This is a genomic window from Sphingobium rhizovicinum, assembly GCF_042647625.1.
GTDB classification, from domain to species: domain Bacteria; phylum Pseudomonadota; class Alphaproteobacteria; order Sphingomonadales; family Sphingomonadaceae; genus Sphingobium; species Sphingobium rhizovicinum.
The window spans coordinates 1,001,439-1,026,823 of sequence record NZ_JBHRVU010000004.1; the positions used below are offsets into that span (position 1 = coordinate 1,001,439).

General features: G+C 62.8%; 21 protein-coding genes and 1 pseudogene. 18 read left to right on the forward strand and 4 right to left on the reverse strand.

All coding sequences use genetic code 11. The features are described from left to right. Window positions 1-76: 76 nt before the first annotated feature. From ACFOKF_RS06215 to ACFOKF_RS06225, 3 genes are read left to right on the forward strand one after another with little or no spacing between them, the layout of a single operon-like run. Window positions 77-1,801: an arylsulfatase gene (locus ACFOKF_RS06215; protein ID WP_380794061.1), complete on the forward strand. Its 1,725-nt coding sequence runs from the start codon at window positions 77-79 to the stop codon at window positions 1,799-1,801. Further along, the gene (locus tag ACFOKF_RS06220) at window positions 1,801-3,183 is read left to right on the forward strand and encodes a DUF1593 domain-containing protein (protein ID WP_380794062.1); all 1,383 of its coding nucleotides are present in this window, start codon (window positions 1,801-1,803) and stop codon (window positions 3,181-3,183) included. The genes ACFOKF_RS06215 and ACFOKF_RS06220 overlap by 1 nt, the downstream gene beginning before the upstream one ends. 17 nt (window positions 3,184-3,200) lie before the next feature. Next, window positions 3,201-4,553 (forward strand): spinster family MFS transporter, encoded by a 1,353-nt coding sequence (locus tag ACFOKF_RS06225; RefSeq protein ID WP_380794064.1) that lies wholly within the window; start codon window positions 3,201-3,203, stop codon window positions 4,551-4,553. Here ACFOKF_RS06225 and ACFOKF_RS06230 read toward each other — a convergent pair. Beyond that, a complete protein-coding gene (locus ACFOKF_RS06230; protein ID WP_380794066.1) occupies window positions 4,522-5,310 on the reverse strand; it encodes an IclR family transcriptional regulator in 789 nt (262 codons plus the stop codon). The genes ACFOKF_RS06225 and ACFOKF_RS06230 overlap by 32 nt on opposite strands. A 1-nt stretch (window position 5,311) precedes the next feature. Further along, entirely contained in the window at window positions 5,312-6,343 is a 1,032-nt protein-coding gene (locus ACFOKF_RS06235) for a LacI family DNA-binding transcriptional regulator (protein ID WP_380794068.1), read from the reverse strand. A gap of 138 nt (window positions 6,344-6,481) precedes the next feature. On the opposite strand from ACFOKF_RS06235, the gene gtdA reads away from it, so the two are divergent. Genes gtdA through ACFOKF_RS06255 form a run of 4 tightly spaced genes read left to right on the forward strand, consistent with a single transcriptional unit; the run spans window position 6,482 to window position 10,453 of the window. Further along, on the forward strand, window positions 6,482-7,528 hold the full coding sequence (gtdA, locus tag ACFOKF_RS06240; RefSeq protein WP_380794069.1) for a gentisate 1,2-dioxygenase: 1,047 nt from the start codon (window positions 6,482-6,484) through the stop codon (window positions 7,526-7,528). Next, entirely contained in the window at window positions 7,525-8,223 is a 699-nt protein-coding gene (locus ACFOKF_RS06245; protein ID WP_380794071.1) for a fumarylacetoacetate hydrolase family protein, read from the forward strand. Before gtdA ends, ACFOKF_RS06245 begins: the two co-directional genes overlap by 4 nt. After that, window positions 8,216-8,851 (forward strand): maleylacetoacetate isomerase, encoded by a 636-nt coding sequence (gene maiA, locus ACFOKF_RS06250; protein WP_380794073.1) that lies wholly within the window; start codon window positions 8,216-8,218, stop codon window positions 8,849-8,851. The genes ACFOKF_RS06245 and maiA overlap by 8 nt, the downstream gene beginning before the upstream one ends. 24 nt (window positions 8,852-8,875) lie before the next feature. After that, window positions 8,876-10,453 (forward strand): sulfatase-like hydrolase/transferase, encoded by a 1,578-nt coding sequence (locus ACFOKF_RS06255; RefSeq protein WP_380794075.1) that lies wholly within the window; start codon window positions 8,876-8,878, stop codon window positions 10,451-10,453. 76 nt (window positions 10,454-10,529) lie between these two features. Here the strand turns inward: ACFOKF_RS06255 and ACFOKF_RS06260 are convergent, their stop codons facing one another. Together ACFOKF_RS06260 and ACFOKF_RS06265 are read right to left on the reverse strand one after the other, a co-directional pair. Continuing rightward, the gene (locus ACFOKF_RS06260; RefSeq protein ID WP_380794076.1) at window positions 10,530-11,669 is read right to left on the reverse strand and encodes a glycerophosphodiester phosphodiesterase; all 1,140 of its coding nucleotides are present in this window, start codon (window positions 11,667-11,669) and stop codon (window positions 10,530-10,532) included. Next, window positions 11,669-14,125 carry a TonB-dependent receptor gene (locus ACFOKF_RS06265; protein ID WP_380794078.1) on the reverse strand — a complete coding sequence of 819 codons (2,457 nt, stop codon included), beginning with the start codon at window positions 14,123-14,125 and terminating at the stop codon, window positions 11,669-11,671. The genes ACFOKF_RS06260 and ACFOKF_RS06265 overlap by 1 nt, the downstream gene beginning before the upstream one ends. Before the next feature lie 528 nt (window positions 14,126-14,653). Here ACFOKF_RS06265 and ACFOKF_RS06270 point away from each other — a divergent pair. From ACFOKF_RS06270 to ACFOKF_RS06320, 11 genes and pseudogenes are all read left to right on the forward strand, one after another. Further along, window positions 14,654-14,881, forward strand: a pseudogene (locus ACFOKF_RS06270) (nucleoid-associated protein); the annotation flags it as partial. 82 nt (window positions 14,882-14,963) lie between these two features. Continuing rightward, window positions 14,964-15,659 (forward strand): nucleoid-associated protein, encoded by a 696-nt coding sequence (locus tag ACFOKF_RS06275; protein WP_380794080.1) that lies wholly within the window; start codon window positions 14,964-14,966, stop codon window positions 15,657-15,659. Continuing rightward, entirely contained in the window at window positions 15,652-16,833 is a 1,182-nt protein-coding gene (locus ACFOKF_RS06280) for a hypothetical protein (protein ID WP_303762277.1), read from the forward strand. Before ACFOKF_RS06275 ends, ACFOKF_RS06280 begins: the two co-directional genes overlap by 8 nt. 453 nt (window positions 16,834-17,286) lie before the next feature. Then, a complete protein-coding gene (locus ACFOKF_RS06285; protein WP_010338223.1) occupies window positions 17,287-17,622 on the forward strand; it encodes a hypothetical protein in 336 nt (111 codons plus the stop codon). A 74-nt stretch (window positions 17,623-17,696) separates the two neighbouring features. Then, window positions 17,697-18,959, forward strand: coding sequence for a TolC family protein (locus ACFOKF_RS06290; protein WP_010338224.1), 1,263 nt, complete (start codon window positions 17,697-17,699; stop codon window positions 18,957-18,959). A 3-nt stretch (window positions 18,960-18,962) separates the two neighbouring features. Further along, window positions 18,963-20,120: an efflux RND transporter periplasmic adaptor subunit gene (locus ACFOKF_RS06295; RefSeq protein ID WP_010338225.1), complete on the forward strand. Its 1,158-nt coding sequence runs from the start codon at window positions 18,963-18,965 to the stop codon at window positions 20,118-20,120. A gap of 4 nt (window positions 20,121-20,124) precedes the next feature. Further along, window positions 20,125-23,352, forward strand: coding sequence for an efflux RND transporter permease subunit (locus ACFOKF_RS06300; RefSeq protein WP_010338226.1), 3,228 nt, complete (start codon window positions 20,125-20,127; stop codon window positions 23,350-23,352). A gap of 62 nt (window positions 23,353-23,414) precedes the next feature. After that, window positions 23,415-23,909 (forward strand): SRPBCC family protein, encoded by a 495-nt coding sequence (locus tag ACFOKF_RS06305; RefSeq protein ID WP_004210793.1) that lies wholly within the window; start codon window positions 23,415-23,417, stop codon window positions 23,907-23,909. Then, window positions 23,902-24,525, forward strand: a complete 624-nt coding sequence (locus ACFOKF_RS06310; RefSeq protein ID WP_010338228.1) for a cation transporter — start codon at window positions 23,902-23,904, stop codon at window positions 24,523-24,525. Before ACFOKF_RS06305 ends, ACFOKF_RS06310 begins: the two co-directional genes overlap by 8 nt. 61 nt (window positions 24,526-24,586) lie before the next feature. Further along, complete coding sequence (locus ACFOKF_RS06315; protein ID WP_010338229.1) at window positions 24,587-24,829, forward strand: TFIIB-type zinc ribbon-containing protein; 243 nt, start codon at window positions 24,587-24,589, stop codon at window positions 24,827-24,829. 112 nt (window positions 24,830-24,941) lie between these two features. Beyond that, window positions 24,942-25,343 carry a hypothetical protein gene (locus ACFOKF_RS06320; RefSeq protein WP_232015803.1) on the forward strand — a complete coding sequence of 134 codons (402 nt, stop codon included), beginning with the start codon at window positions 24,942-24,944 and terminating at the stop codon, window positions 25,341-25,343. Window positions 25,344-25,385: the final 42 nt, after the last annotated feature.

Below are 25,385 nucleotides of genomic sequence, written 5' to 3' on the forward strand. Positions count from 1 at the left end.
CGCACCGACCCATCCCCCCGCCGCCATGCCCTTTGGCCGGGGGGATCGCCTTTTTCGATCGTTTGAAAGGACCAGCATGACCGCAAAGCGCCTCCTGTCCCTGCTCGCAGGCATGACGGCGCTGGCGGGCGTCCATCCTGCGGCGCTGGCGAAGCCCGGTGCCCAGCCGCAGCCCAATATCGTGCTGATCGTGATGGACGATACCGGCTATTCGGATTTCGGCGCCTTTGGATCGGAAATCCGCACCCCCAATATCGATGCGCTGGCGGCCGGGGGGCTGCGCTATACCCGGTTTGAAAGCCGGGCCATGTGTTCACCCACGCGCGCGTCGCTGCTGACCGGGCGCAACAATCACAGCATCGGCATGGCGGACCTGACCGCGACGAAGCTGAGCGGCGGCGGGACCGGCAAGGATTCGGGCATATTGGCCGCCAATGCGCAGACCTTGCCGCAGGTGTTGCGCGCCAAGGGATATGCCACCTACGCCATCGGCAAATGGCATCTGGCCCCCGATACGGAGGATGGCGCGGCCGGCAATAACGGCAACTGGCCGTTACAGCGCGGCTTCGACTATTTTTACGGCTTTCTGCCCGGCTGGGACGATCAATATCAGCCCACGCTGGCGGAGGATAACCGGGTGATCGGCAAGCCGACCGATCCAACCTATCACTTCTCCCGCGCGATCGTGGACAAGGCGATCGAAAAGCTGAACGGTAGCGGCGACAAGCCGGCCTTTCTCTATCTCGCCTTTGGCGCGACCCATGCGCCGATTCAGGTGCCGGCCGCCTATATTGATCGTTATGCCGGCGTTTATGAAAAGGGCTGGGATGCGATCCGCGCCGAACGGCTGGCGCGACAGAAAAGGCTGGGCATCGTGCCCGCCGACACCATGCTGCCGCCCGCCAATCCGGGCGATCGCGCCTGGGCCAGTTTGAACCCGGTCGAAAAGCAGGTCTATGCCCGTTACATGGCGACCTACGCCGGCTTTCTGGAGCATGCCGATGAACAGATTGGCCGCCTGATCCAGAGCCTGAAGGCCAGTGGCCGCTACGACAATACGCTGTTCATCCTGCTGTCGGATAACGGCGCCGGATCGGAAGGCGGGGCGCGGGGCGCCTTTGGCAAACTCTATCCGCCCAATCATCCCGATCCCGCCGATCTGGTCGACAAGCTGCCGCAGTTCGGCAAGGCGATGATCGAATATCAGCGCCCCTGGGCGATGGCGAGCGTGTCGCCGCTGCGCCGGTACAAGGCATGGCCCTATGCCGGCGGCATTCGCACGCCGATGATCGTCAGCTGGCCGGGCCATATCGCCGATCCGGGCGGCATTCGACGCCAGTTTGTCGACGCGATCGATATTGCGCCGACGCTGGCGCAGGCGGGCGGCGCGTCCTTCGCAGCGCAGGTGAATGGCCAGCGTCAGATTCCGGTCGCGGGGCGCAGCTTTGCCGGCACCATCGCATCGGCCGCCGCGCCCGATCCGCGCGCCGTCCAATATTTCGAACTGCGCGGCAATCGCGCGATCCGGCAGGGGCATTGGCGCGCCGTGTCGGTGCACAAGCTTGGCCAGCCTTTCGATGCGGACGCATGGTCGCTGTTCGACACCGATCGCGACTTTGCCGAAGCCGATGATGTCGCCGCGCAGCATCCGGCGGTCATCGCGCGCCTGAAGGTGCTGTGGCAGCAGCAGGCCGCCCGTTATGGCGCCTTGCCGCTCAGCGAAGGGCCGGCCTATGTTCGCAAGCTCGATCGCTATCGCGACGAATTTCTCGCCCCCGGTGACGATGGAAACGGGAATTGATGGGGATGATGCGTTACCTGTTCGGCCTGCTGGGCGTCGTGGCCGCGCTGGTGGCGCCGGCCGCGATCGCCGCGCCCGCCAAGCCGCGCGTCATCGTCCTGACCGACATCGGCAATGAACCCGATGATAGCGAAAGCCTGGTCCGCTTCCTGCTCTACACCAATGAATTTGACGTGGAAGGACTGGTCGCCACCACCTCCACATGGCAGCGGGACAAGGTTCGTACCGACCTCATCACCCAGCGGATCGACGCTTATGAGAAGGTCCGCCCCAATCTGATCCATCATGCGCCGGGCTATCCCACGGCGGCGGCGCTGCGCGGCGTGCTGCGCGCGGGTAAGGCGCAATTTGGCATGGCGGGCGTGGGCGATGGCAAGGATAGCGACGCATCCCGCCTGATCATCGCCGCCGTCGATCGGGCGGACGACCGGCCGGTCTGGGTATTGGCCTGGGGCGGGGTGGTCGATCTGGCGCAGGCGCTATGGTCCGTGCGCGCCACCCGCACGCCCGAACAACTGGCCGCCTTCCTCGCCAAGCTGCGCGTCTATTCGATTTCCGATCAGGATAATGCCGGGCCATGGGCGCGGCATGAATTTCCCGGCCTATTCTGGATCGCCAGCATCCATGGCTGGGGCCAATATAATATGGCGACATGGAGCGGCATTTCGAGCGACCGGCGCAATGCCGATCGCTGGCCCGATCGGGACATGGTGCTCGACCCCTGGCTGGAGGCGAACATAAGGCGTGGGCCGCTGGGCCAGCTGTATCCGCTGCCCGAATATATCATGGAAGGGGACACGCCCGCCTTCCTCCACCTGATCCCCAATGGCCTTGGCGATCCCGAACGGCCCGACTGGGGCGGTTGGGGCGGGCGTTATATGCGCGCCGCGCCCGACATGGGGCTGTTCACCGACGTAAAGGACAGTTTCGAGCGGGACGGGGCCGTGTGGAACGGCAATCAGGCGTCGGTCTATCGCTGGCGCGCGGCCTTCCAGAATGATTTCGCCGCGCGCATGGCATGGACCTTGTCGCCCCGTTATCGCGAGGCCAATCATGCGCCGACGGTCATGGTTCAGGGGCAGGGCGGTCTGGAACCCATCCATATCACAGCGCGCGCCGGCGCGGTGCTGACGCTGGACGCAGCCGGCACGCGCGATCCCGACGGCAATGCCGTGCAACTCCACTGGTGGCAATATCGCGAAGTGGGCGGCATTCCGTCCCAGCCGCCCGTCACCATCGACAGCCCCGATGCGCTGCGCACCCGCATCACCCTGCCGCAGGTCGCCGCGCCCCGCACCATCCATCTGATCGCGCAGGCACGTGACGATGGCGCCCCCGCCATGACCGGCTATCGCCGGATCATCATCGATATTCAGCCCTGAACAGCACGGGAAGACAGATGTCGCAAACAGCCGCCGACCAGACGCCATGGCCCTCCGCAGGGCGGGCCTGGTCCATCGCCATCATCCTGATGCTCGCCAACACGCTGGCCTTTGTCGACCGGCAGGCGCTGGCCCTGCTGGTGCAGCCGATCAAGCAGGATCTGCATATTTCGGATACGGCGATCAGCCTGCTCTACGGGCTTAGCTTCACGCTTTTCTATGTCGCCGTCGGCCTGCCGATCGCGCGGATCGCCGACCGTTCCAACCGCCGCAACATCGTGGCCGGCGCGATTTTCGTGTGGAGCGTGGCGACCAGCCTGTGCGGGCTGGCGCGCAGCTTCACCACCCTGTTCATGGCCCGCGTGGGCGTGGGCGCGGGGGAGGGCGGGCTGACCCCCGCCGCCTATTCGCTGCTGTCCGACACCTTCCCCAAGGAGCGCTTGCCGATCGCCATGGGCGTCTATCAGATGGGGCTTTACCTCGGCAGCGCGGCGGCGCTGGTGATTGGCGGCCTCATCTCCACCGTCATTCCGCCCAGCTCCACCGTGATCCTGCCGGTGCTGGGCGCGATGAAGGGATGGCAGCTTGTCTTCTTCCTGCTGGGCATCCCCGGCATCGCGCTCGCCGCGCTGACGCTCACCATCCGCGAACCGCTGCGCCGGGGCGTTGCGCCCACGCAGGCCAGCGTGCCGCTCAGCCAGTTCTTCGCCCATGTCGGCGCGCATCGCAAAGCCTATATCGGGATCATGCTGGGCTTTGCCCTGATGATCCTGGTCGGCAACGGGACGGCGGTGTGGATTCCCGCCTTCTTCGAACGGCGGTTCGGCTGGACCACGGCGGAAGTGGGCAAGCTCTATGGCCCGGTCGTCTTCTTCTGCGGCATGAGCGGCGCGCTGGCCGGCGGCCTGTTCGCCTCCTGGCTGCGCAAGCGCGGTGCGGCGCACGCCAATTTACAGGCGTCGCTTGCCGGCTTCGTCATCCTGATCCCGATCACCATCGCCTTCCCGCTGATGCCCACGCCCGCGCTGGCGCTGACGCTCATTGGCCTGATGAACTTCTTTGCCGGCTTCAATTTCGGCGGCGGCCTGGCGGCGTTGCAGGAAATGACGCCCAACCGGATGCGCGCCCTGATGTCGGCCGCCTATATGCTGACCATCAACCTGATCGGCGCGGCATTGGGACCGACGGCGATCGCGCTCGTCACCGATTACTGGTTCCACAATCCCAACGATCTGCATCTGGCGATTTCGCTGGTCTGCGCCGTCGCTTCGCCGCTGTCGGTGGTGATGCTGTGGATCGGCCTGAAGGATTGTCGCGCCATGGGCGACCGCGCCGCCGTCAGTCCGGTTGCCAGCCCAGTTGCAGGCTGAGGTCATGGCATAGCTGGCCCAGTTCCTCCGCCATGGCTTCGTTCCGGGCGGCGGGACTGGTGGCGGGGAACAGCGCCGTCGCCGACAGGATCGCCCGGTTTTGCAGGTCGAATATCGGGAAGGCGGTGGCGCGCAGGCCGGGGATCATCGTCCCTTCCACCCGCGCCCGTCCTTCGGCGGTCACACGGCCGCGGATGGCGTCCACATCGTCCTTCGTCAGCGTGGTCGCGCCCAGTTCGGCCGCGACCAGATGATCGATATAGGCGGGCGGCGAGAAGCTGAGGAACACATGCCCGGTCGCCGACGTCAGCAGCGGCAGCACCGATCCGACGTTGAAAGATGTCATCACCGGCGGACGACCCATCAGCCAGCGAATGATAGTGGGGCCTAATGGTCCCAATGCGGCGACCTGCACCGTCTGGCCGGTGCGTTCGGCAAAGGCGCTGATCGCTTCATTGGTGATGCGAAAGGCGTCGATCCGCGCCAGCGCGCCCAGCCCCAGTTGCAGGGCGGCGGGGCCAAGATCATAGCGGCCCGTCTGTTCATTCTGCTGCGCCATGCCGGTCGCGATCAGACTGGCGAGATAGCGATGCGCCTGCGACGGGGAAATGTCGGACGCCTGCGCGATGGCGCCCAGCGTCGACGCGCTGCCCAGAGAGGCGAGCGCCTGCAACACATGCATGCCGATCTCGACCGACTGGATGCCCCGGCGGCGGCCATTGCCCTTGTCGTCCGCGTCCTTGTCTATGTCCTGCATATCAGGTCGATTCCCGTTCGATCACAGCAAAGCCGACCTGTTCCGACAATGTCTGATCCGGCCGTCCGCCTTCGCGATGGCGCGCGACCATGATTTCGGTCGCGCGTTCCGCCATATGGTCGATTTCCTGCCGCACGGTCGTCAGCGGCGGCCAGATTTTCACGGCAATGGGGGCATCGTCGAAGCCCGCGACGGCGAGATCCTCCGGGATGCGCAGCCCGCGCTGATGCGCGATCAGGCTGGCGGCGGCGGCCATGTCGTCATTACTGGCGAAGATGGCGGTGGGCGGTTCGGGCAGGTCGAGCAGGGCGGCCGCCGCGACAAGGCCGGATTCGAAACTGAAATCGCCCGGCTGCACCAGCGCGGGGTCGGCTGTTATGCCATGGGCGGCCAGCGCCTGGTTGTAGCCGGCAAGGCGGCGGGCGGCGGCGCTGTGCGTTTCGGGCCCGGTGACGAAGCCGATGCGGCGATGGTCGCGCCCGATCAGATGTTCGGTCATGGCGCGCGCGGCCGCCATTTCATCGACGCCGATGCTGTCCATATCATCCAGCGCATCGCCATGGGCGATGGCGGCGACGGGCACTTTCAACCCGGCGGAAAAATCGGTGCCGGTCAGCAATTCGCTATAGGGCGGGGCGAGCAATATCGCATTGGCGCCGCTGCGCAGCAGGGAGGATACGGCGTCGGTCGCATCCTGCGTCGAGAAACTGTCGCATTTGCGGATGATGACCTGCGCGCCCAGCCGGGCGGCGGCGTTCAATGTGCCGACCAGCATCGCGCTCAAAAAGGCGTTTTGCGCGTTGCGATAGACGATGCCGATCCGCGTCGATTGCGCTGACGCCAGCGCGCGGGCGGCGACATTGGGCACATAGCCCAGCGCTTCGATCGCTGCGAGCACGGCGTCGCGGGTTTCCTCGCGCAGCTTCTTGGTGCCGTTGATGACATGCGATACCGTCATGGCCGACACGCCTGCGCGATCGGCCACCGCCTGCATGGTCACTGCCTGACCGGATTTTCTGGGTGTGCGCGCCATGATCCCCCGATGGTGTCTGGCGATACCGCCATAAGCCCCCGTCATAGGCGAAGAAATCGGCTTTGGCCAATGATTGGCTATTGCGTAAGCAATTTCTCTTTGGCAAAAGGTTTAGCGGTAACTCATAGGAGAGGGTTCATGGCCTTGGCCAACGACCAAAGGTCGCAACTGGAATCATTATATGCGCAGATGGCGCCCGATCATCTGACGCCCTTATGGGAATCGCTGGCGCAGCTTGTGCGGCCGCAGCCCAAATCGCCCGCCCATGTCCATCGCTGGTCCTATGACAGCGCGCGCGCCTATCTGATGCGCGCGGGCGACCTCATCAGTGCGGAACAGGCCGAACGGCGCGTGCTGATCCTGGAAAATCCGGGGCTGGAAGGGCAATCGGCGATCACCCCCAGCCTTTACGCCGGGTTGCAGCTGATCCTGCCGGGGGAGGTCGCGCCCAGCCACCGCCATAGCCAGTGCGCGCTGCGCTTCGTGCTGGAAGGGGACGGGGCCTTCACCGCGCTGGATGGGGAAAAGGCGATCATGCGCCCGTTCGATCTGGTGCTGACGCCGGGCGGCCAGTGGCACGACCATGGCAACCCGACCGATCAGCCGATGATCTGGCTCGATGGTCTGGATATTCCCACCGTGCGCCATTTCGACGCCAGCTTTGCCGAGCATCTGGACGAAAAGGCGCATAAGGAAACCGTGCCGCCGGGCGACACGCTGGCGCGCTATGGCCATAATATGCGGCCGATGAAGGGATCGCTGGCGGATCGCCGGCCCGCGCATCAGCCGCTGTTCCACTATCCCTATGCCCAGTGGCGGCCCGCGCTGGACGCGATGGCGGCCTCCGCGCAGATCGACCCGCATCTGGGCCATGCGCTGGAATTTCTGAACCCGGCCGATGGCGGATCGGTAATGCCCACCATTTCCGCCCATGTCCGCCTGATCCCCGCCGGTTTCGAAACCCGGCCGCGCCGCTCGACCGACGGCACCATCTTCGTGGTGGTGGAGGGGCGGGGCGCGGCGCTGGTCGAAGGACAGGAAATAGCCCTTCAACCGCGCGACATTTTCGTCATACCCTCCTGGCACGAACTGCGTCTGAAGGCGGACAGCGACCTGGTCCTGTTTGGCTATTCGGACAAGGCGGCTCAGGAAAAACTCTATCTCTACAAGGAGCTGAATGCGTGACCACCCTGTTCGAGCCGCAAGCGCCCGTGATCGCCGCCACCAGCGAGGGCAAGGGCTTTCCCGTCCGTCGCCTGTTCTGCATCGGCCGCAACTATGCCGCTCATGCCCGTGAAATGGGCAAGGACCCGGATCGGGAAGCGCCCTTCTTTTTCACCAAATGGGCCGAAACGGTCGTGCCGTCGGGCGCGACCATCGCCTATCCGCCGGAATCGGCCAATTTCCATTATGAGGCCGAACTGGTCGTCGCCGTTGCGAAGGGCGGCCGCAACATCGCGGAGGCCGACGCGCTGGATCATGTCTATGGCTATGCCACTGGCCTCGATATGACGCGCCGCGACCTTCAGTTCGAAGCGCGCGACAAGGGGCGTCCGTGGGACACCGGCAAGAATGTCGAACAATCCTCGCCGCTGGGCCTGATCCACGCCGCCAGCGGAATCGGCCATCCTGCGACCGGGCGCATTGCGCTGACCGTCAATGGGGACGTGAAGCAGGATGCCGATCTGGCTGACCTGATTTGGAGCGTGCCCGAAGTCATCGCCTATGTCTCGCGCTTCTACCGGCTGGAACAGGGCGACCTCATCTACACCGGCACGCCCGCAGGCGTCGGCGCAGTGGTGACGGGCGACGCGATCGTCGTCAGCATCGACGGCCTGTCCGACTGCGTCGTCACGGTCGGGCCGAAGGCCGATGACTGATCCGGTTCTTCACGGCTATTTCCGCTCGACCGCATCCTATCGGGTGCGGATCGTGCTGAACCTGAAAGGCGTCGCCTATGCCGACGCCTTCCACCACCTGCGCAAGGGGGAACAGCGCGCGCCCGCCTATCTGGCGCTCAACCCGCAGGGGCTGTTGCCCGCACTCGAAATCGACGGCGCGGTGCTGACGCAGAGTCTCGCCATCTGCGAATATCTGGATGAAACGGTCGCGGGGCCGGCGCTGCTCCCTGTCGATCCGATCCGCCGGGCCAAGGTGCGCGCGGCGGCGCAGGCCATCGCCTGCGACATTCATCCGATCCAGAATTTGAAGATTCTCGATCGGTTGCGTGGGCTGGGCCTGAACGATGATCAGGTGAATGGCTGGGCCGCGCAGGTGATCGATGAAGGGCTGGACGCCTTCGACCGGCTGATCGCCGGTGAAGAAGGGCCGTTCTGCTTCGGGGATCAGGTAACGCTGGCCGACATCTGTCTGGTGGCGCAACTGGTCAATGCCCGGCGTTTCGGCGTGGACCTGCGCTGGCCGCGTCTGGTGGCGGTGGAGCAAGCCTGCCTCGCGCTTGACGCCTTCAGCAAGGCCACGCCGCAGAATCAGCCGGACGCCGAGTAAGAACAGGAAAAGAGAGGAGCCGCGATGACCAGTCTTTCCCGTCGCAATCTGATGGGCGCCGCCGGCGCCGCCATGGTTTCGCAATTCCTTGCGCGCGGGGCATGGGGGCAAAGCGGGGCTTCGCGGCCCAACCTCATCCTCTTCTATCCCGATGAAATGCGCGCGGATGCACTGGCCTGCTATGGCAATCCGGTCACGCGCACGCCCAATTTCGACCGACTGGCGCGCAGCGGCACGCTGTTCCGCAACGCCCATGTCCAATATCCGGTCTGCGCGGCGTCGCGGTGCAGCCTGCTCACGGGCCTGCCGACCAGCGCCACCGGGCATCGCGGCTTTTCCTATCTGATCCAGCCCAATGAACCCAATATGCTGGGGATGTTGCGGCAGGCGGGCTATGACACTTTCTTCTTCGGCAAGAATGATGTGCTGTCGCCCGAAGCCTTCGCCACCAGCCTGACCGGCTGGGCCGATCCGCCCGCGCCCGGCGCGGCCCCCGGCGATCATGCGCCCGGCGCGCGGCGTGGGGCCACTGGCGGTCCCGTCACCATGTTGCTGCCCGCCACTGGCGACCGGCGGGCGACCAGCGACTATGGCATCATCCAGCGCGTGAGGGAGATCATATCCCGAAAGGAAAGCGATCGCCCCTTCTGCCTGTTCCTGCCGATCTTTCAGCCGCACCCGCCCTATCGCGCGCCCGAAGGCTTTCACGACATGTACAAGGCGGCCGACCTGCCGCCGCTGATCCCGCCGGGGTTGAAGGACAAGCCTGCCTTCCATGAGGCGATGCGGCGCAAATATGGGCTGGATCAGGTCGATGACGCTGTGCTGCGGCAGGTGCGCGCCGTCTATTATGGGCAGGTGTCCTATGCCGACTGGCTGCTCGGCGAATTGATGGAGGCGCTGGAAAAAGCGGGCCGGGACAAGGATACCGCTTTGTTCGTCAGTTCCGACCATGGCGATTATGCCGGCGACTATGGCCTTGTCGAAAAATGGCATGGCGGTCTGGAAAGCTGCCTGACCCATGTGCCGCTGATCGGCCGTGTGCCGGGCGGCACGCCGGGCGTGGTGGCGCAGGACATGGTGGAGGCGTTCGACATCATGCCGACCTTCCTGTCGCTGGGCGGGACCAGCGCGGAGCACACCCATTTCGCCCGCAGCCTGATGCCGCAATTGCACGGCCAGCCGGGCGATCCCGACCGCGCCGCCTTTACCGAAGCGGGAATCAACATCTACGAACCGCAGGCGTTCGATACGCCATCGGGCGGCGTCTATCGCGCCAAGTCCGAACTGGCGGCGGAGCAGCCCGTGCTGGTCGGCCGGGCGGCGTCGGTGCGCACGCGGCGCTACACCTTCATCTCCCGTCCGCAGGGCCTGAGCGAACTCTATGATCGTCAGGTCGATCCGGGCGAAACCCGCAACCTCTTCGGCGCGCGCAGCGTCGCGAAGGTGCAGACGGATATGGAGCAGCGGCTGCTCAACTGGTATATCAACACGACCGGCGTGCCGCTCGACACGCGCAACAGCCGCGACGTCCCCAATTTCACCGCCCCGCAAGCGCCCCGGCCCGACAGCGCAGCGGCGGCGCGGGTGCTGGATCTGTAAAAGACTACCCAACTTCCGTTCGGGCTGTTCGACCGAGACACTTGTCTCGGTCGAATGTCGAAGCCCTGCTCTTTTTTTAGGCCATCTGTTCGATCGCCTGCCTGCCCAGTCCCGGATCGTCGGTGAAGAAGGCGTCCAGCCCGGCATCCAGATAGCGCCGCATTTCCGCGATGCTGCCGGCCGGATTGCGCGCCGCGTCGCCCTTGGCATCGCGGAAGTCGGCGGCGAGGAAGTGATTTTCCGGGCGGAACGTCCACACGCTGACCAACAGGCCCGCCTTGTGCGCGGCCTCGACCAGACCCGTGGGCTGGGCCAGCCGCCCGTCCGCGGCCAGCGGGATGATCATGCGCACCGGCGGCGCGAGCCATGTCGCATAGCCCGCCATCTCGGTCAGGCCCGCCGGGGTGAGCAGATCGCCATAGCGGCGCTGGATACCCTGCGCGGTGAAATCGGGCGGAGACTGGCGCGGATCGCCGACCAGCTGCATCAACTGCACATTGGCGCCGACCTTGGGCTTCAGAGCCTTCAAATTGCCGACCTCGAACGACTGGATGATCAGCGGCGCGCGGGAGAGATAGGCGCTCCTGCCGATGCGGTCGATCAGCCGGCCTTCCTGCGGCAGGCCGATCCCGGCAAAATAGGTCGAATGCTTGATTTCGGGGATCAGGCCGATGGTGCGCCCGCGCGCCGCCGCTTCGGCGGCCACGAAATCGGCAATCTCCTCCAGCGACACGATCTGGAACTGGCCGTCATAGCCGGCGCTTTCGGGCCGCATCGCGCCCAGCCTTTCCTTCGCCCGCAGCGTCTTCAATTCGGCAAAGGTGAAATCCTCGGTGAACCAGCCGGTCTGGCGCTCGCCATCGATCGTCTTTTCCGCCTTGCGCCCGGCAAATTCGGGGCGCGCGGCGACGTCGGTGGTTTCGCTGATGTTGTTTTCGTGCCGGGCCACTAGCACGCCGTCCTTCGTGGCGACCAGATCCGGCTCGACATAGTCGGCGCCATCCTCGATCGCCTTGGCATAGGCGGCCAGCGTATGTTCGGGCCGCAGCGCGGAGCTGCCGCGATGCGCGATCAGCAGCGGGCGCTTGCGCGCGCCGCCGGCTGGTTTGGCCGGAGCGGGGGCGGCCTGCGCCACCCCCGTTGCCGTGGTTGCGCCCAGCAGCGCAGCCGATCCCGCCATGCGGAGCAGGCTCCGCCGCGTGTGGGGCGCGGTCATCAGTAGATCACCGACAGGGTGGCGAACCACTGGCGCGGCGCGATCGGGTACACGTTGTAATTGTTCGTGTTGGCGCTGGCCTGCACGGTCGATGCGCCCTTTTCATCGAACAGGTTGGTGACGTTCAGGCTGATTTCCGCCTTTTGCAGGCCGATCAGTTCGGGGGGCAGGCGATAGGCGATCCGGGCGCTGCCCAGGAAATAGGATTTGACCGACGCATCGTTGGTGAAGGTGGTGAAGCGGCGGCCGGCATAGTCGCCGATGAACTGGGCGTCGAAATCGCCGATGGTCAGCGTCGCGACGGTCTTGTTCATCCATTTCGGGCTGACCGGAATATTCTTGCCGCCGGTCGGCACCACGCCGTCGACGGTCGCGATGCCGCCGATCCGCGTGCCGGTCGCTTCGCCGGTGCGGGTGCTGTAATCGCTGTCATAGATGGAATTGTTGTAGGACAGCGCATTGTAGAGCGAGAAGGTCTTGCCAAAGCGCAGCGTCACCGCCGCGTCGACGCCATCGGTCTTCACGCCGCCCACGTTGAACACCGCCGGCGTGCCGCCGGAAATGCCGCCGCCGCCAATGCCGCCGATCGCGCCGGCGGGCGTGATGCCCAGCAGGCGGTCGCTGAAATCGACATGATAATAGTTCACCTGCGCGTCGATGCCGGTCAGGAAGCCGGTGTCGATCGGGCGGCTGGTGCGGAACCCGACTTCATAGGTCCATGCCGATTCCGGGCGGCCATTGTTCTTGAGGTTATCGAACGCCGCCTGGCTGCCGCTGCTCCACGGCGTCACGCCACCGCCGCCATAGGGCTGGAACTGGCGCATATTCTTCTGGACGTTGACGTAGAGCTGTTCCTTGTCGGTCACGTTCCACTTGGCGCCGATCGCCGGCAGGAACCAGCGCTTGGTGTTGATCTCGCCCTCGGGCAGCGCGCTCGACGAACCGGGCAGCGATCCGATGATCGGCTGCACGGGGAAGGTGCCGCTGGCAAATTGCAGGCTGGACTTGAAACCGCCCTGGATCAGCAGGCTGGGGGTCAGCTGCCAGGCGTCCTGCACATGGAATTGCACGACATCGGTGCGCATCTCGCTGCCATATTGGGTGAACATCGGGTCGTGCGGCGGCAGCTCATAGGGGCTGTAATCGTTGGGCCGGGTGACATCGAGCGCATACCAGTTCCGATAGGCGGCCGAGCTGTTATGTTCGAACCAGAAACCGGCCTGAAGCGTATGGTCGCCGACCTGCGCATCCAGCGTGGAGATCACGCCGCCGCGATCGATGCGATATTCGGTGGTGCGGATGGCGTAACCCGAATTGCCGGTCGCTTCCTTGAGGTTCTGGCCCGGAAAATAGAGCGAGAACAAGGTGGGCAGGCCCGCTACGGTGATCGGCCCGGCGACGATGCCAGCGCCTTCATTATGATGATAATAGCCCTGCGTCGACCAGTCGATCTTGTCGGTCAGGTGCGCTTGATATTTGATATAGCCGAGGTAATCGGTGCGGATCGCCGCGCTGTAGAAATTGCGGTAATTCTGCGCTTCGGCCGCCGGAACATTGCCGTTGGCGTCCAGATAGCCGATCGCCGCGTCGAAATCGGGGTAGAGGAACGGGCGGGTATAGGGCTGATAGGCTTGCGCCGCGTTGGTCGGGTTCTTGAAGACGGTGGTCGCGTCTTCATTCGGCTCCTGCTTGTCCGAATAGGCGAAATAGGCGGTCAGCTTGCCATTGCTGTCGTCATGGACGAACTTGGCGTTGGCCTGCCACCCCTTCTGGATGCCGCGGAAATCCCAGGCGCGGGCGCGCTGGCGCAGCACCGACACATAGCCGCTGTTGCCGCCGCCAAATTCGCCGCTGTCCAGGCGAACGAAGGTGCGCGACGTATCATAGCTGCCGATCGTCTGGTTGATCTGCGCGCCCATTTGCGCGCGCGGATCGCTGGAGAAATTCTCGATCGCGCCGCCCAGATTGCTGGTCGATGCGATGCCCAGTTCCGCCGCGCCGGTGGCGACGACGACGCTGCCGACATTTTCGGAAATGATGGCGCGCTGCGGCGACAGGCCGTTGAAATTGCCATAGCTCTGGTCGCCCAGCGGCACGCCGTCCAGCGTGTGGCCCAGCTGCTGCGCGCTAAAGCCGTGGATGAACAGCGATGCGTTCTGTTCGTTATTGCCCCACGGATCGGCGGTCACATACATGACGCCCGGCAGGGTCTGAATCGCCTTGAACGGCGCGACGCCCGGCAGGATCTTCTGGATTTCGGTGGTGGTGATGGCGGTGGCGGAACGGGTCGCCTTCACGCCGGTCACGATGATTTCGGAATTGCCGCTGACGGGCGCATCGATCTGCGCCGCAGCATCCTCGGCGGGCGCCTGCGCCAGCGCGGGCGCGGCGAGGAAGACGGACAGGAATGCGGCGCCGGCAAGCAGACGGCCCCGCGAAAACGGGTGAGCGGTCATTATGATTTCCCCTAAATGGCGCGCTGGCTTGCGCGTTCGGGGCGACGCCTAGGCCGGTGTCGTGACGCTTTGTTGGCGCGACGCAGACGGTGTGATGACGGTAATATTTCCCATTTATTACATGCATTTCAAAGGGATTGGATGGCACGCGACAGCGTGTGCGGCGCCCGCGCGATGACGCTACGTAAAGGGTGTGGCAGGAAAAGTGTCGGTTGTCAGGAAGTCTGCTCCTGACCCCCTAGAGTTTCCGGTGCTTTTGTCATCAGAGGATCACGGCTGATTTTCAACTTCTGCTCCTCTGGAGGGGGAGTAATGTCAACTTCTGCTCCGATCCCTATTTATCGGCGATTCAGATGAACCTTTCATCGCGTCGAGAAGATTCCTAGCCGAAGCCCAGAGCATGATATCTGCGCTAAATCTGCGACACCTTGCTTATCGCTCGCTCGTGCTTCAAAGTTTTGCGTAACAGTCGGACGTCCCAAGGATTGGTCATGTCCGTCACGGTTTTGGACGTTGGGGGGATTATTGGTGACCGAGATAATTGCGCTTGCGATTCATGACCTGAATCGTAGCGATGCTGGCTATTCTGTCGCACTCTCCAAGAAGTTGCTTGACGTGACCGACACGACGCTTCGCGTCATCTCCACGGTCTATGAACTTTACAACAGCCGGACTTCCAAGTCTCACGGTCGGTTCACAACGGCAGAAGGTTCTCCCACCGAGGGGCAAATCCGTGCCTATGTTGAGGCCAAGGAGAAGGACTTCCTCGGTCTTACCGGCAAGATGATGGATAATCTGGCACGGGAAGCGGGAAAGAAATCTGCTTCAGTCGGCGGGCATGTGTTTTTTTGCCCACTTCCGACGGGATGGTTCAGATTTCATGCTCGTCACGGTGGTCACCGACAAGCTGAGCGCGGCCCTGACCAAAAATCATGGAATGGAGGACGTCGAGCACCTCGATCTCGATGGTTTCCGCTTCGCCGGCCGCATTAATCTTACTGCTTGGGCGGACAAGCAGGACCGCTACCTGAGCTTCTTGAAAGGCAAGGGTTCGATATCCGATTATTTTCGTGATTTCCTTGGCTGCGATTCGGCGGTTCTGGAGCGTAAGGACACTCAGAGCCTCGTGGATGCACTGAAGGAATTTACGCTCACTGAAAAGATGGTCGACACCGAGGCGACGGCGTTCCTGTCCGATGCCTTAGATTATCTTGGCAAGGCGAATAAGGCGAAGGAGCCGGTGGATTTCGAAGCTATGGCAAATCGCCTGATGCCGAAGGAACCCGGCAGGCTATCGAAATTTCTGGCCAATACCGATCGTCAGCTGAATGAAGGCTATGTTCCGAACGCCAGCGCATTGAAAGCCCTCGTGAAAGTGACCGCCAAAACGAAGATGTGGTCGGTCGAATTCACGCGTGAAGCAATCGACCAGAGCAAAGTCGTGTTCGACAAGGACAAGAAATCCCTTACGTTGATGGATGTGCCAGACGAGCTGATCAATCAGATGCGCGCCGAAGGGATGATCAGTGATTGATGTTACGTTTGCCGATCTTGTCGAGATATACCGCGCTACGCGGTTCGATGATGAGAACGGCGACGTTCTGACGATCAAGAGCGACCATATGGGGGCAGTTTTAACCGCCATCATGGAGATCGATACGCATTACAACGATGCCCAGATTTCGGTCGAGGACGGCTATGATCTGGCCGTCGGGGCAGAAGTGCCGGTAACGATTGGTCGGCCCAATGTGGCGAAGATGGGCCTGTTGGTTTCCACTTTGGATGATCTGTTCAAGGCGCCTGGCGCCGTGCTCGCGGAGCCTCAGCGGTATTACATCAAGAAAGAACATTACGCGTCGGGTGATAACCCTGTCCCGCCAAAACTGCTTGCGTATCGTGCAGTCTTGGACGTGCTCAAGATACTTCGCGATAGCGCGTCGCTGGTTGATGAAACGATGCGTCAGCTCATTTTCATCGGCAAAGAGAAGGTCGTCGTGCCGATCCAGTTTGGTTCAATGGACCTTCGCGGCGACGTGGTGGGTCAGGCTGTGCGGCTGACGAAGCTGTTCGAAGACGAATTGCACTTGGATGAGAAGCGGACGATTCTTCAGACCACCCTCATCGAAATGGTGCGTTCGCTACGCGACAAGGATCGGTTCGGTTTCCTAATTCGGAATCTAGATCGCCTCGCGAATGAGGTCGAGAAGGGATATCGACTCTTCACCTCGAGCTTCTCGTACTCGAAGATCCGCAATGAGGTTGAAACGGCGCGACTGGATTTCGTGGGCAAGATCCACAAGACCATCGTCGATATCCAAGGCCAGCTCCTTGGCATTCCTGTTGCAACGATCGTCGTGGTTTCCCAACTCAAAAAGGTGCCGGCGTCGTGCGGCCTCGAGTTCTGGACGAACCTTGGCGTGCTTATAGGAGCAATCGTCTTCGCGGTGATGTTGGGGATTGCCGGGCTGAACCAGTGGAAGACGCTCAATGTTATCGCGAAAGAGGTGAAGCGGCAAAGCACCCGCCTCAGCGACGACTTTGCCCTGATCGCCGATCAATTCTCTGACGTGTTCGATGACCTCCACGCCCGCATCAAGTGGCACCGCGCTGCTCTTCTTGTCGTTGGCGGCGTTCTGTCGCTCGGCGTGATTATAACGGCAGTCGCAGTCTGGAGGCTTTTGCCGGCCAACGGTTGGCAATGCCTCTGAGGGGATACTGCATGGATTTCCAGCCGCGATCTTCGTCGGAAATCAAGATCGCATCGTAGAAGAATGCATGAGCAATTATCGGGCGGCACTCACGGATTGAGAGGAAGCTTTGGTTCCCCGGATGGTCCGCGGATAAGCGGCATCAGAAAGCTTCTGTCTAAAGTGCAGCCTGATTCCAAAGGATCTGTAATGCCCATAAGACGGGGGGTGGCTATTTTGCAAATTGCGCCTTGTGTCTGGGTCGGTATGCAGATTTATTCGAATTATTCTTGTCTGTGCCATAATGTATATTTGATCGCATCATAGTTTAGGTAAAGTTAATCCGTGATGATATGGTGTATCAGTGCGCTATCATGGCACAATGATCTGATGTAACATTCGGAAACAGTCCAATATGCCGCGATTTTACTTTTGCAGATGACATTCTGCGAAAAGCCTACTATGTAGCCTGTCATGCGCCGCTTAGGACGTTTCCTGCTCTGCCTGCTTTCGTTGTCCATGCTGACGACGACGCTGGTGCATGCCCAGGAAGTTCCTAACGCCCGTGCCCCCACAATCGAGTGCACGGGTTACGTGCATAGCGAAGGGGACGCGGACCAGACGCAGGGTGATGCCGACAAGGCGATCCCGCATCATCATGGCGGTTGCCAGGGTGCTCCGGCTTTCGTTCCGGTCTCTGCAAGCGAAGATATGCTTCCGTTGGCGGTGGACGCGCCTGTGTTCATCCCTGCGCCGATTCCGTCCAAGCGCTGGGCCATCGGCCCCGACCTGCGCCCACCCATAGCCTGACAGAGCCATAATGGACCGTTGCGCCTGAATTCAGGCCGCCGGTCGTCCATGACTCGTGTTCAGGATTCCTATTCATGTTCCGATCCATTGCAGCCTTATTGGCTGCCGTGTCCTGCGTCGCTGTGGCGCAGGCACAGGAGATGCCCGCTGCGGTAGCGGGGGCGTCACCCTATACGCTTGATCAGGCAGTCGCCGCCGCTGGTGGCAGCGCCCCGGCGGCCGAAGCCGCGCAAGCCAATGTCGAAGCGGCCCGCGCCGCACGTACCGTCGCTGGTCTTCGTCCCAATCCCACCGTGCAGACGCAGGTGGAGAATATCGCAGGAAGCGGACCGTATCGCGGCGTTGGTAGCGCCGAGTCGACGGTCAGCATGGCTGTTCCCATCGAACTGGGTGGCAAGCGGTCCGCACGCATCGCGGTCGCTAATGCCCAGACCGACAAGGCGCTGCTAGTCTCGGCGATCACGCAGGCAGACATCAGGCTGCAGATCACGCAGCTGTATATCGAAGCGGCTGCTGCCGAACGGCGTGTCCAAACGGCACGCGATCAGGCGCGGATAGCCGGCGACGCCGCGAACGCTGCGAGTGTACGGGTAAAGGCCGGACGGGCCTCTCCGATCGAGGAGCAGCGCGCTAACGTTGCGAAGATCAACGCCGATGCCGAACTGGTTCGGACTATCCGGCTGGCACAGGCCAGCCGCGCTAATCTCGAGCGTCGGATTGGGCAACCGATGGGCGGACCGCTCGATACGGCTTGGTTGGAGCGCTTGCCACGTGGCTACGGTCCCGAAGTCCCACCGAGCGCGGTAGGTACGCTGGCCCTGGCTGCCGCAGACGCGGACCTTGCCGTAGCTGATGCCAATGTCCGACTCGCCAATTCTCAACGAGTCCCCAATCTCGAAGCTGGCCCCGGTTTACGCAGGCTGTCAGCCACCAACGATACGGCCCTGATCTTCACGGTCACGATGCCTATCCCGATCTTCAATTCGGGCAAGGCGGCTGTCGCGCAGGCTCGCGCGCAGCGCAATCAGGTGGAAGCCCAGAAGCGTATGACGGCACTCGACGTCGAGCAGGCCATCACCGACGCGCAGACATCGGCATCGAATGCCGCAGTCACTGCACAGACGGCTACTGGTCCTGCCCTTGAGGCAGCTCAGGAAGCGGCTCGTATTGCGCGCATCGGCTATCGCGAAGGCAAGTTCGGCCAGCTCGATCTGCTCGATGCCGAACGTACGCTCGCCCAGACGCGCCTCGCGGCCATCGACGCGCTCGCCTCTTACCAGAATGCCCGCGCGCAGCTGGAGCGCCTGACAGCGCCCGCGCCGGAACAGGGGAACTGATCCATGACATCTAAGAAGATCATCTACGCCGCCTTGCCCCTGTCCCTGATGCTGGCGCTCGCCGCTTGCGGAAGCGGTGCCGAGGAGAATCCGTCCAACGACGCGGCACCCGCTGCTGAAGCAAAGGCAGGGGAGAAAGCCGAAGAGGGCAAGATCACGCTCTCGGCCGATCAGATCGCATCGGCTGGCATTCAGACGGCGCGCCCGATGATGGGCGGCTCGGGCACGATCGAGCTCCCCGCTACCATCGATGGCGACCCTCAGGGCACGCAGGTGGTATCGGCCGCGATCGGTGGCCGCGTGGTTTCGCTGACCCGTAACCTTGGGCAGTCGATCGGTCGCGGCCAGACGCTTGCCGTGATCGAGAGCCGCGAGGCCGCCTCGCTCAACGCCGAGACCGAAGCTGCTCGCGCACGGCTGTCTCTGGCGAACAGCAATCTCGCCCGCGAACAGCGTCTGTTTTCGCAGCGCGTCTCGCCTGAGCAGGATCTCATCGCTGCACGCACCGCAGCGACCGAAGCCCGCATCGCCCTTCGTCTGGCGCAGCAGCAGGTTTCTGCTGCGGGCACGGGTGGCGGCGGCCTCAATCGCATCGGCATCGTGGCGCCTATGTCGGGTCAGGTTATCGGCCGCAGCGTGGTGCTGGGGCAGACGGTCGCGGCGGATGCTGAATTGTTCCGCGTCGCCAACCTTTCGAGCGTGTCGCTTTCGCTCAACCTGCAGCCGCAGGATGCGGGCCGGGTGCGTCCGGGCGCAACGGTGAATATCAAGGCAGCTGGTCGACAGGCGACCGCGAAGGTGACGTTCGTGTCGCCGGCGCTCGATGCCAATACGCGACTGGTTCCCGTCATCGCGACTCTCGACAATCGTGATGGCCTCTGGCGCGTCGGCGAGCCGGTTACGGCATCGGTCGCGCTCACCGGCAGCGGCGGCGATGGCGCGATCCGTGTGCCGCTGACTGCGGTGCAGACAGAGGAGGGCAGGTCGGTCGTCTTTGTGCGGACCAAGACCGGGTTCCAGGCAACCGCCGTCCAATTGGGCGACAGTGCCGGCGACAGCGTGATCATCAAGTCGGGCCTGAAGGGCACCGAGGAGATCGCCACCGTCAATAGCTTCACGCTCAAGGCCGAACTCGGCAAGAGCGAAGCCGCGGAGGACTGAGCCGATGATCGCCCCAATCGTAACATGGGCGGTTCACAAGCGCTGGCTCGTCCTGCTGCTGACCGCCATTGCCGCCGTGATCGGCGCCGCCGCCCTGTCTCGCCTGCCTATCGACGCAGTGCCGGACATCACCAACAATCAGGTGCAGATCAACGTCCGTGCGCCCGCGCTTTCGCCCGAACTGGTCGAAAAGCAGGTGGCGTTCCCGATCGAGACTGCGCTCGCCGGCATTCCGGGCCTCGAATATAGCCGTTCGCTTAGCCGCAATGGTTTCGCGCAGGTGACGGCGGTCTTCTCCGATCAGACGGATATCTTTTTCGCCCGCCAGCAGGTCGGCGAGCGCCTGACAGGCGTGTCCGAGAACTTGCCCGATGGCGTAACGCCCGAAATGGGCCCGATCGCCACCGGTCTGGGCGAGGTCTATATGTGGACCGTCCGTCTGGAGCATCGCAAGGACGACAAGCACCAGCCGGGTGAACCCGGCATGCAGCCCGATGGCAGCTACATCACGCCGGAAGGCGAACGGCTGACGAACGACACCGACAAGGCGACCTACCTGCGTACCGCGCAGGACTGGATCGTTTCGCCGCTGCTGAAGAACACGCAGGGCTTGGCCGGCGTCGATTCGATTGGCGGCTATGCCAAGCAGTTCCTCGTCGTGCCCGACGTCCAGCGCCTGGCTTCGATGGGGATCACGCTGACGCAGCTCAGCACGGCGCTTGAACGCAACAACACCAGCGTCGGTGGCGGCTTCGTCAATCGCAATGGCGAAGGTCTGGCAGTCCGTGCGGACGCTCTTGTCCGTAACGCCGACGAACTTTCCAAGATCGTGGTGGCCACCCGGGAAGGTGTACCCATCACCCTTGGTCAGGTTGCATCTGTTCGTACCGGTCAGGCGATTCGCATGGGGTCGGCGTCCGAAAACGGAACTGAGGTCGTCGTCGGCACCGCCATCATGCGGATCGGCGAGAATAGCCGCACCGTCGCGACCGCAGTCGCCAACCGGCTGGAGGAGATCAACGCCTCACTGCCGCCAGACGTAATCGTCCAGCCTGTGCTGAACCGTACGGCGCTGGTGAACTCGACCATCAAGACGGTCGCCAAGAATCTGGGCGAAGGCGCGGTCCTTGTCATCGTGGTGCTGTTTCTGCTGCTCGGCAACTTCCGTGCCGCGCTGATCGCCGCCGTCATCATCCCGGTGACCATGATGCTGACCGGCTTTGGCATGTTGCGTGCCGGGGTGTCAGCGAACCTCATGAGCCTTGGCGCGCTCGACTTTGGCCTCATTGTCGATGGCGCCGTCATCATCGTCGAAAATGCCCTGCGACGCATGGCTGAGCATCAGCATCACGAAGGGCGTCTGCTCACCGTGAAGGAACGGCTGGATACGGTCGCTTCTGCTGCCCGGGAGATGATCAAGCCGTCGGTCTATGGCCAGGCGATCATCATCCTCGTTTATGTGCCGCTCCTCACCCTGACCGGTGTCGAGGGCAAGACCTTCGTGCCGATGGCGCTTACCGTCATCATCGCGCTGGTCTGCGCCTTCATCCTCTCCCTGACCTTTGTTCCCGCCGCGATCGCCCTGTGGCTATCCAAGCGGATCGAAGAGAAGGAAGGACGGATCATGAGCTGGCTCAAGGCCCGCTACGAACCCGGTCTCGACCGGGCGATGAAGCGGCCTGTAGTCACTGTCGGCGCTGGTGTCGGTGGTTTCGTTCTCGCGATCCTGGCCTTCATGTCGCTGGGACAGGTTTTCCTGCCGCAGCTCGATGAGGGCGACCTGTTGATCCAAGCCCTGCGTATTCCGGCGACGTCGGTGCAGCAGAGCCAGGCGATGCAGGTGCCGATCGAGCAGATGATGTCGAAGCAGCCGGAGGTGAAGTTCGTCTTCTCCAAGACCGGTACGGCCGAACTGGCATCCGACCCGATGCCGCCCAACGCCACTGATATGTTCGTCATCCTCAAGGACCGGAAGGAATGGCCGGACCCCAGCCTGAAGAAGGAGGAACTCATCTCTCGGATCGAGGGGGAACTCGCCAAATTCCCGGGCAACGCCTACGAGATCACCCAGCCGATCCAGATGCGCTTCAACGAGCTCATCGCCGGCGTGCGCGGTGATATTGCGGTCAAGGTCTTCGGGGACGACTTCAACTCGATGAACGCGACGGCGGAGAAGATCGCCAGCGTCCTGCGCCGCACGCAGGGGGCTGCCGACGTGAAAGTCGAGCAGACCACGGGCCTTCCGATGCTCGACATTCGGGTGAATCGCGACGCCATGGCCCGCCTCGGCGTTACCGCTCAGGACGTGCAGGACATCGTGAACGCAACGCTGGGCGGCCAGCAGTCGGGCATGATCTTCGAAGGCGACCGCCGTTTCCCGGTGGTGATCCGTCTTTCCGAAGATCAGCGTGGTGACATCTCGCTGCTCAGTCAGGTCCAGGTGCCGACCCCGAGCGGCCAGTTTGTTCCGCTGGCCAGCGTTGCGGATATCCGCGTCGTCGACGGTCCAAACCAGATCAGCCGTGAAAACGGCAAGCGTCGTGTCGTTGTCCAGGCGAACGTGCGTGGCCGTGACGTTGGCGGCGTGGTCGCAGATGCGCAGGCTGCCATTGGTAAGGAAGTGCGTCTTCCTCCAGGCAGCTATCTCGAATGGGGTGGCCAGTTCGAGAATCTGGCATCGGCTCAGGAACGCCTGCAACTGGTGATCCCGGCCTGCTTTGTCCTGATCCTGCTGCTCCTCTATGGAGCGTTGGGGTCGGTCCGTGATGCAGCGATCGTGTTCACCGGCGTTCCGCTCGCTCTGGTGGGTGGCGTGCTGGCCCTCTTCTTGCGGGGCATGGACTTCTCCATCTCCGCAGCGGTCGGGTTCATTGCGCTGTCCGGCATCGCGGTCTTGAACGGCCTCGTCATGGTGTCCTCCATTCAGGATCTCATGCGAACCGGCATGGAGCGCGCCGAAGCCGCTCGGGTGGGCGCGCTTCAGCGTCTGAGGCCGGTGGTCATGACGGCGCTGGTTGCGAGCCTTGGCTTCGTGCCGATGGCCCTGGGCAGTGGTGCTGGCGCCGAAGTCCAGAAGCCGCTGGCGACGGTCGTAATCGGCGGCCTGATCTCCGCGACGCTCCTGACCCTGTTCGTCCTGCCGACGCTCTATGCGCGATACGGCCGCACGACGATGGTCGAGGAGGATGATCCAGAGATCGAGGTCTCCCCGTCTGTTCAACCGCAGCACTGATGTGACGGGAGGGCAGCAACTGCCCTCCCGCCTCTTCCTGATCGAAGGAAAGGATCAGACCGATGAGAGAGGAAACCATATTCAGTCCTCAGATCTCGCGTTTGCGGGCGTGGACGCTGTTGGCCGACCTCAATCGCTATGAAGCATGGCATCCCCACTATCGCTTTGGCGCGGGGGTCGTCGAACTTGGGAACAAGATCGACATGACCTGGACGCTGATGGGCAAGCAGGCATCGCTGGAAGCCAGAATTGTAGCCAATGATAAGCCCGATATCATCCGCTGGAGAGCAGCCACATTGCCGCTTTTCAGCATCGAAGAGGGGTATGAAATTTATGAGGATGAAACCGGTCTGCATGTCCGGCACAGCTTCGAATGCAAGGGCATCCTTGGATTGTTGGCACGCCCGCTAGCCACAGGCCTTCGCCGTCAAATGAGAACGCAGGATGCGAGTTTCATGGCGGCGGTGAAGCGCACGATCCGCGCAGTCTCTCCAGCCAATCGCCACAAGCGGCGCTCGCTCAGCGTGATCAAGGGCAGGGGGAAGAGCGATGGATGAAGCAACGAGCGGCGTCAATCAGCGCTTGGAGCGTAACACGCTCTGGATCGTGCTGATCCTCAACGTCCTCATATCTGCAGCCTTCTTCATCGTTGGCTTTACTGGAGATTCCAGCGCTCTCATCGCCAATGGCGTCGACAATCTGTCGGATGCGCTCGTTTATGCGCTGAGCCTTGTAGCCCTGAGCCGAGGCGTCACGTGGAAGAGCCGAGCGGCAATGTTCTCAGGCTCCATGCTGCTGGTCTTCGCAGTCGGCATCCTCATCGACGTCGGTCGTCGATATGTCTACGGCAGCGAGCCCATTGGCACGGCCATGATGGCGATGTCGGCTGTGGCAGCCATCGTAAACTTCATCTGCCTAAGGCTGCTGCAACGGCTTGAGCAGCCCGACGTCAACATGCGCGCAGCTACAACCTTTAGCTTCAACGACTTCATTTCGAATGGCGGCATTTTGATCGCCGGCGTGCTGGTTTGGTGGCTCGGCACAAACTGGCCGGATCTTCTCGTCGGCGTCGCCACTGCGCTGATCGCCATCAAGGGCGGGGTCGAGATCCTGAAGGATGCTCGTAGCGAAATTCGGGAGGCCAAGGGCCGCCCAGAAATCAAGGAGGCCTGAAATGACAACTCGTACTTCTCCGCAAGGACTTCCCTGTCCGGTCTGCAAGGTCGACCTGCTCATGAGCGAGCGGCAGGGCATCGAGATCGACTATTGCCCTCAATGTCGTGGCGTCTGGCTCGACCGCGGTGAACTCGACAAGATCATCGAACGCAGCATCAGCGAAACTCAGCCGACCGAACGGCGTGAAGGCACGCTTGGTGTGTTCGGCTCAAAGCATGGAAGCGATCGTGGCGACAGCCACGGATCTCGGGGCGGCCACCATGGTCGTCGCAAGGGCTTCCTGCGCGATCTCTTCGACTGACAACCAGCTTGGCCGCCGCACCTACCCCCTGTGTGCGAGAACGGCCCGCGTCATGGGCGGCATCCCTCGCCGCCCATGACGACAGTTTCTTCCTCCTGATCCGGGAAACAACATGCGCCTGAAACAATATCGTTTGAGCCGTCTCTCCCTGACCGTAGGAGGCCTGATGCTCAGCCTGATGGGATGTCAGCAGAATGGTGGCGGCGATGAAAGCCGTCATGATCGCAATTCCATTCCCACGCTCGTTGGGGAGCATCTCTACGCATGTGAGGATGGAACGCAGCTGGACGGCGATTTCCTGGTCGATGGGCTGACCCTCGATCTGGCGATCCTGCCGAACCAGAAGCCGATCCGTCTGACTGCGCCCGACACGGGCCTGACCTATGTCGGCGATAAGCTCAATGTCAGCCTGACCGGCGTCGACACGTTGAAGCTAGTACGCGCCGATCAAAAACCGCTGATCTGCAGGAGAACCCGGACGATCAGCAAGCAGGGACGCCTGCATCCACCCTGATGGCAACTGTTTTTACCGAAGATAGCGTGTCCCAACCAGGAT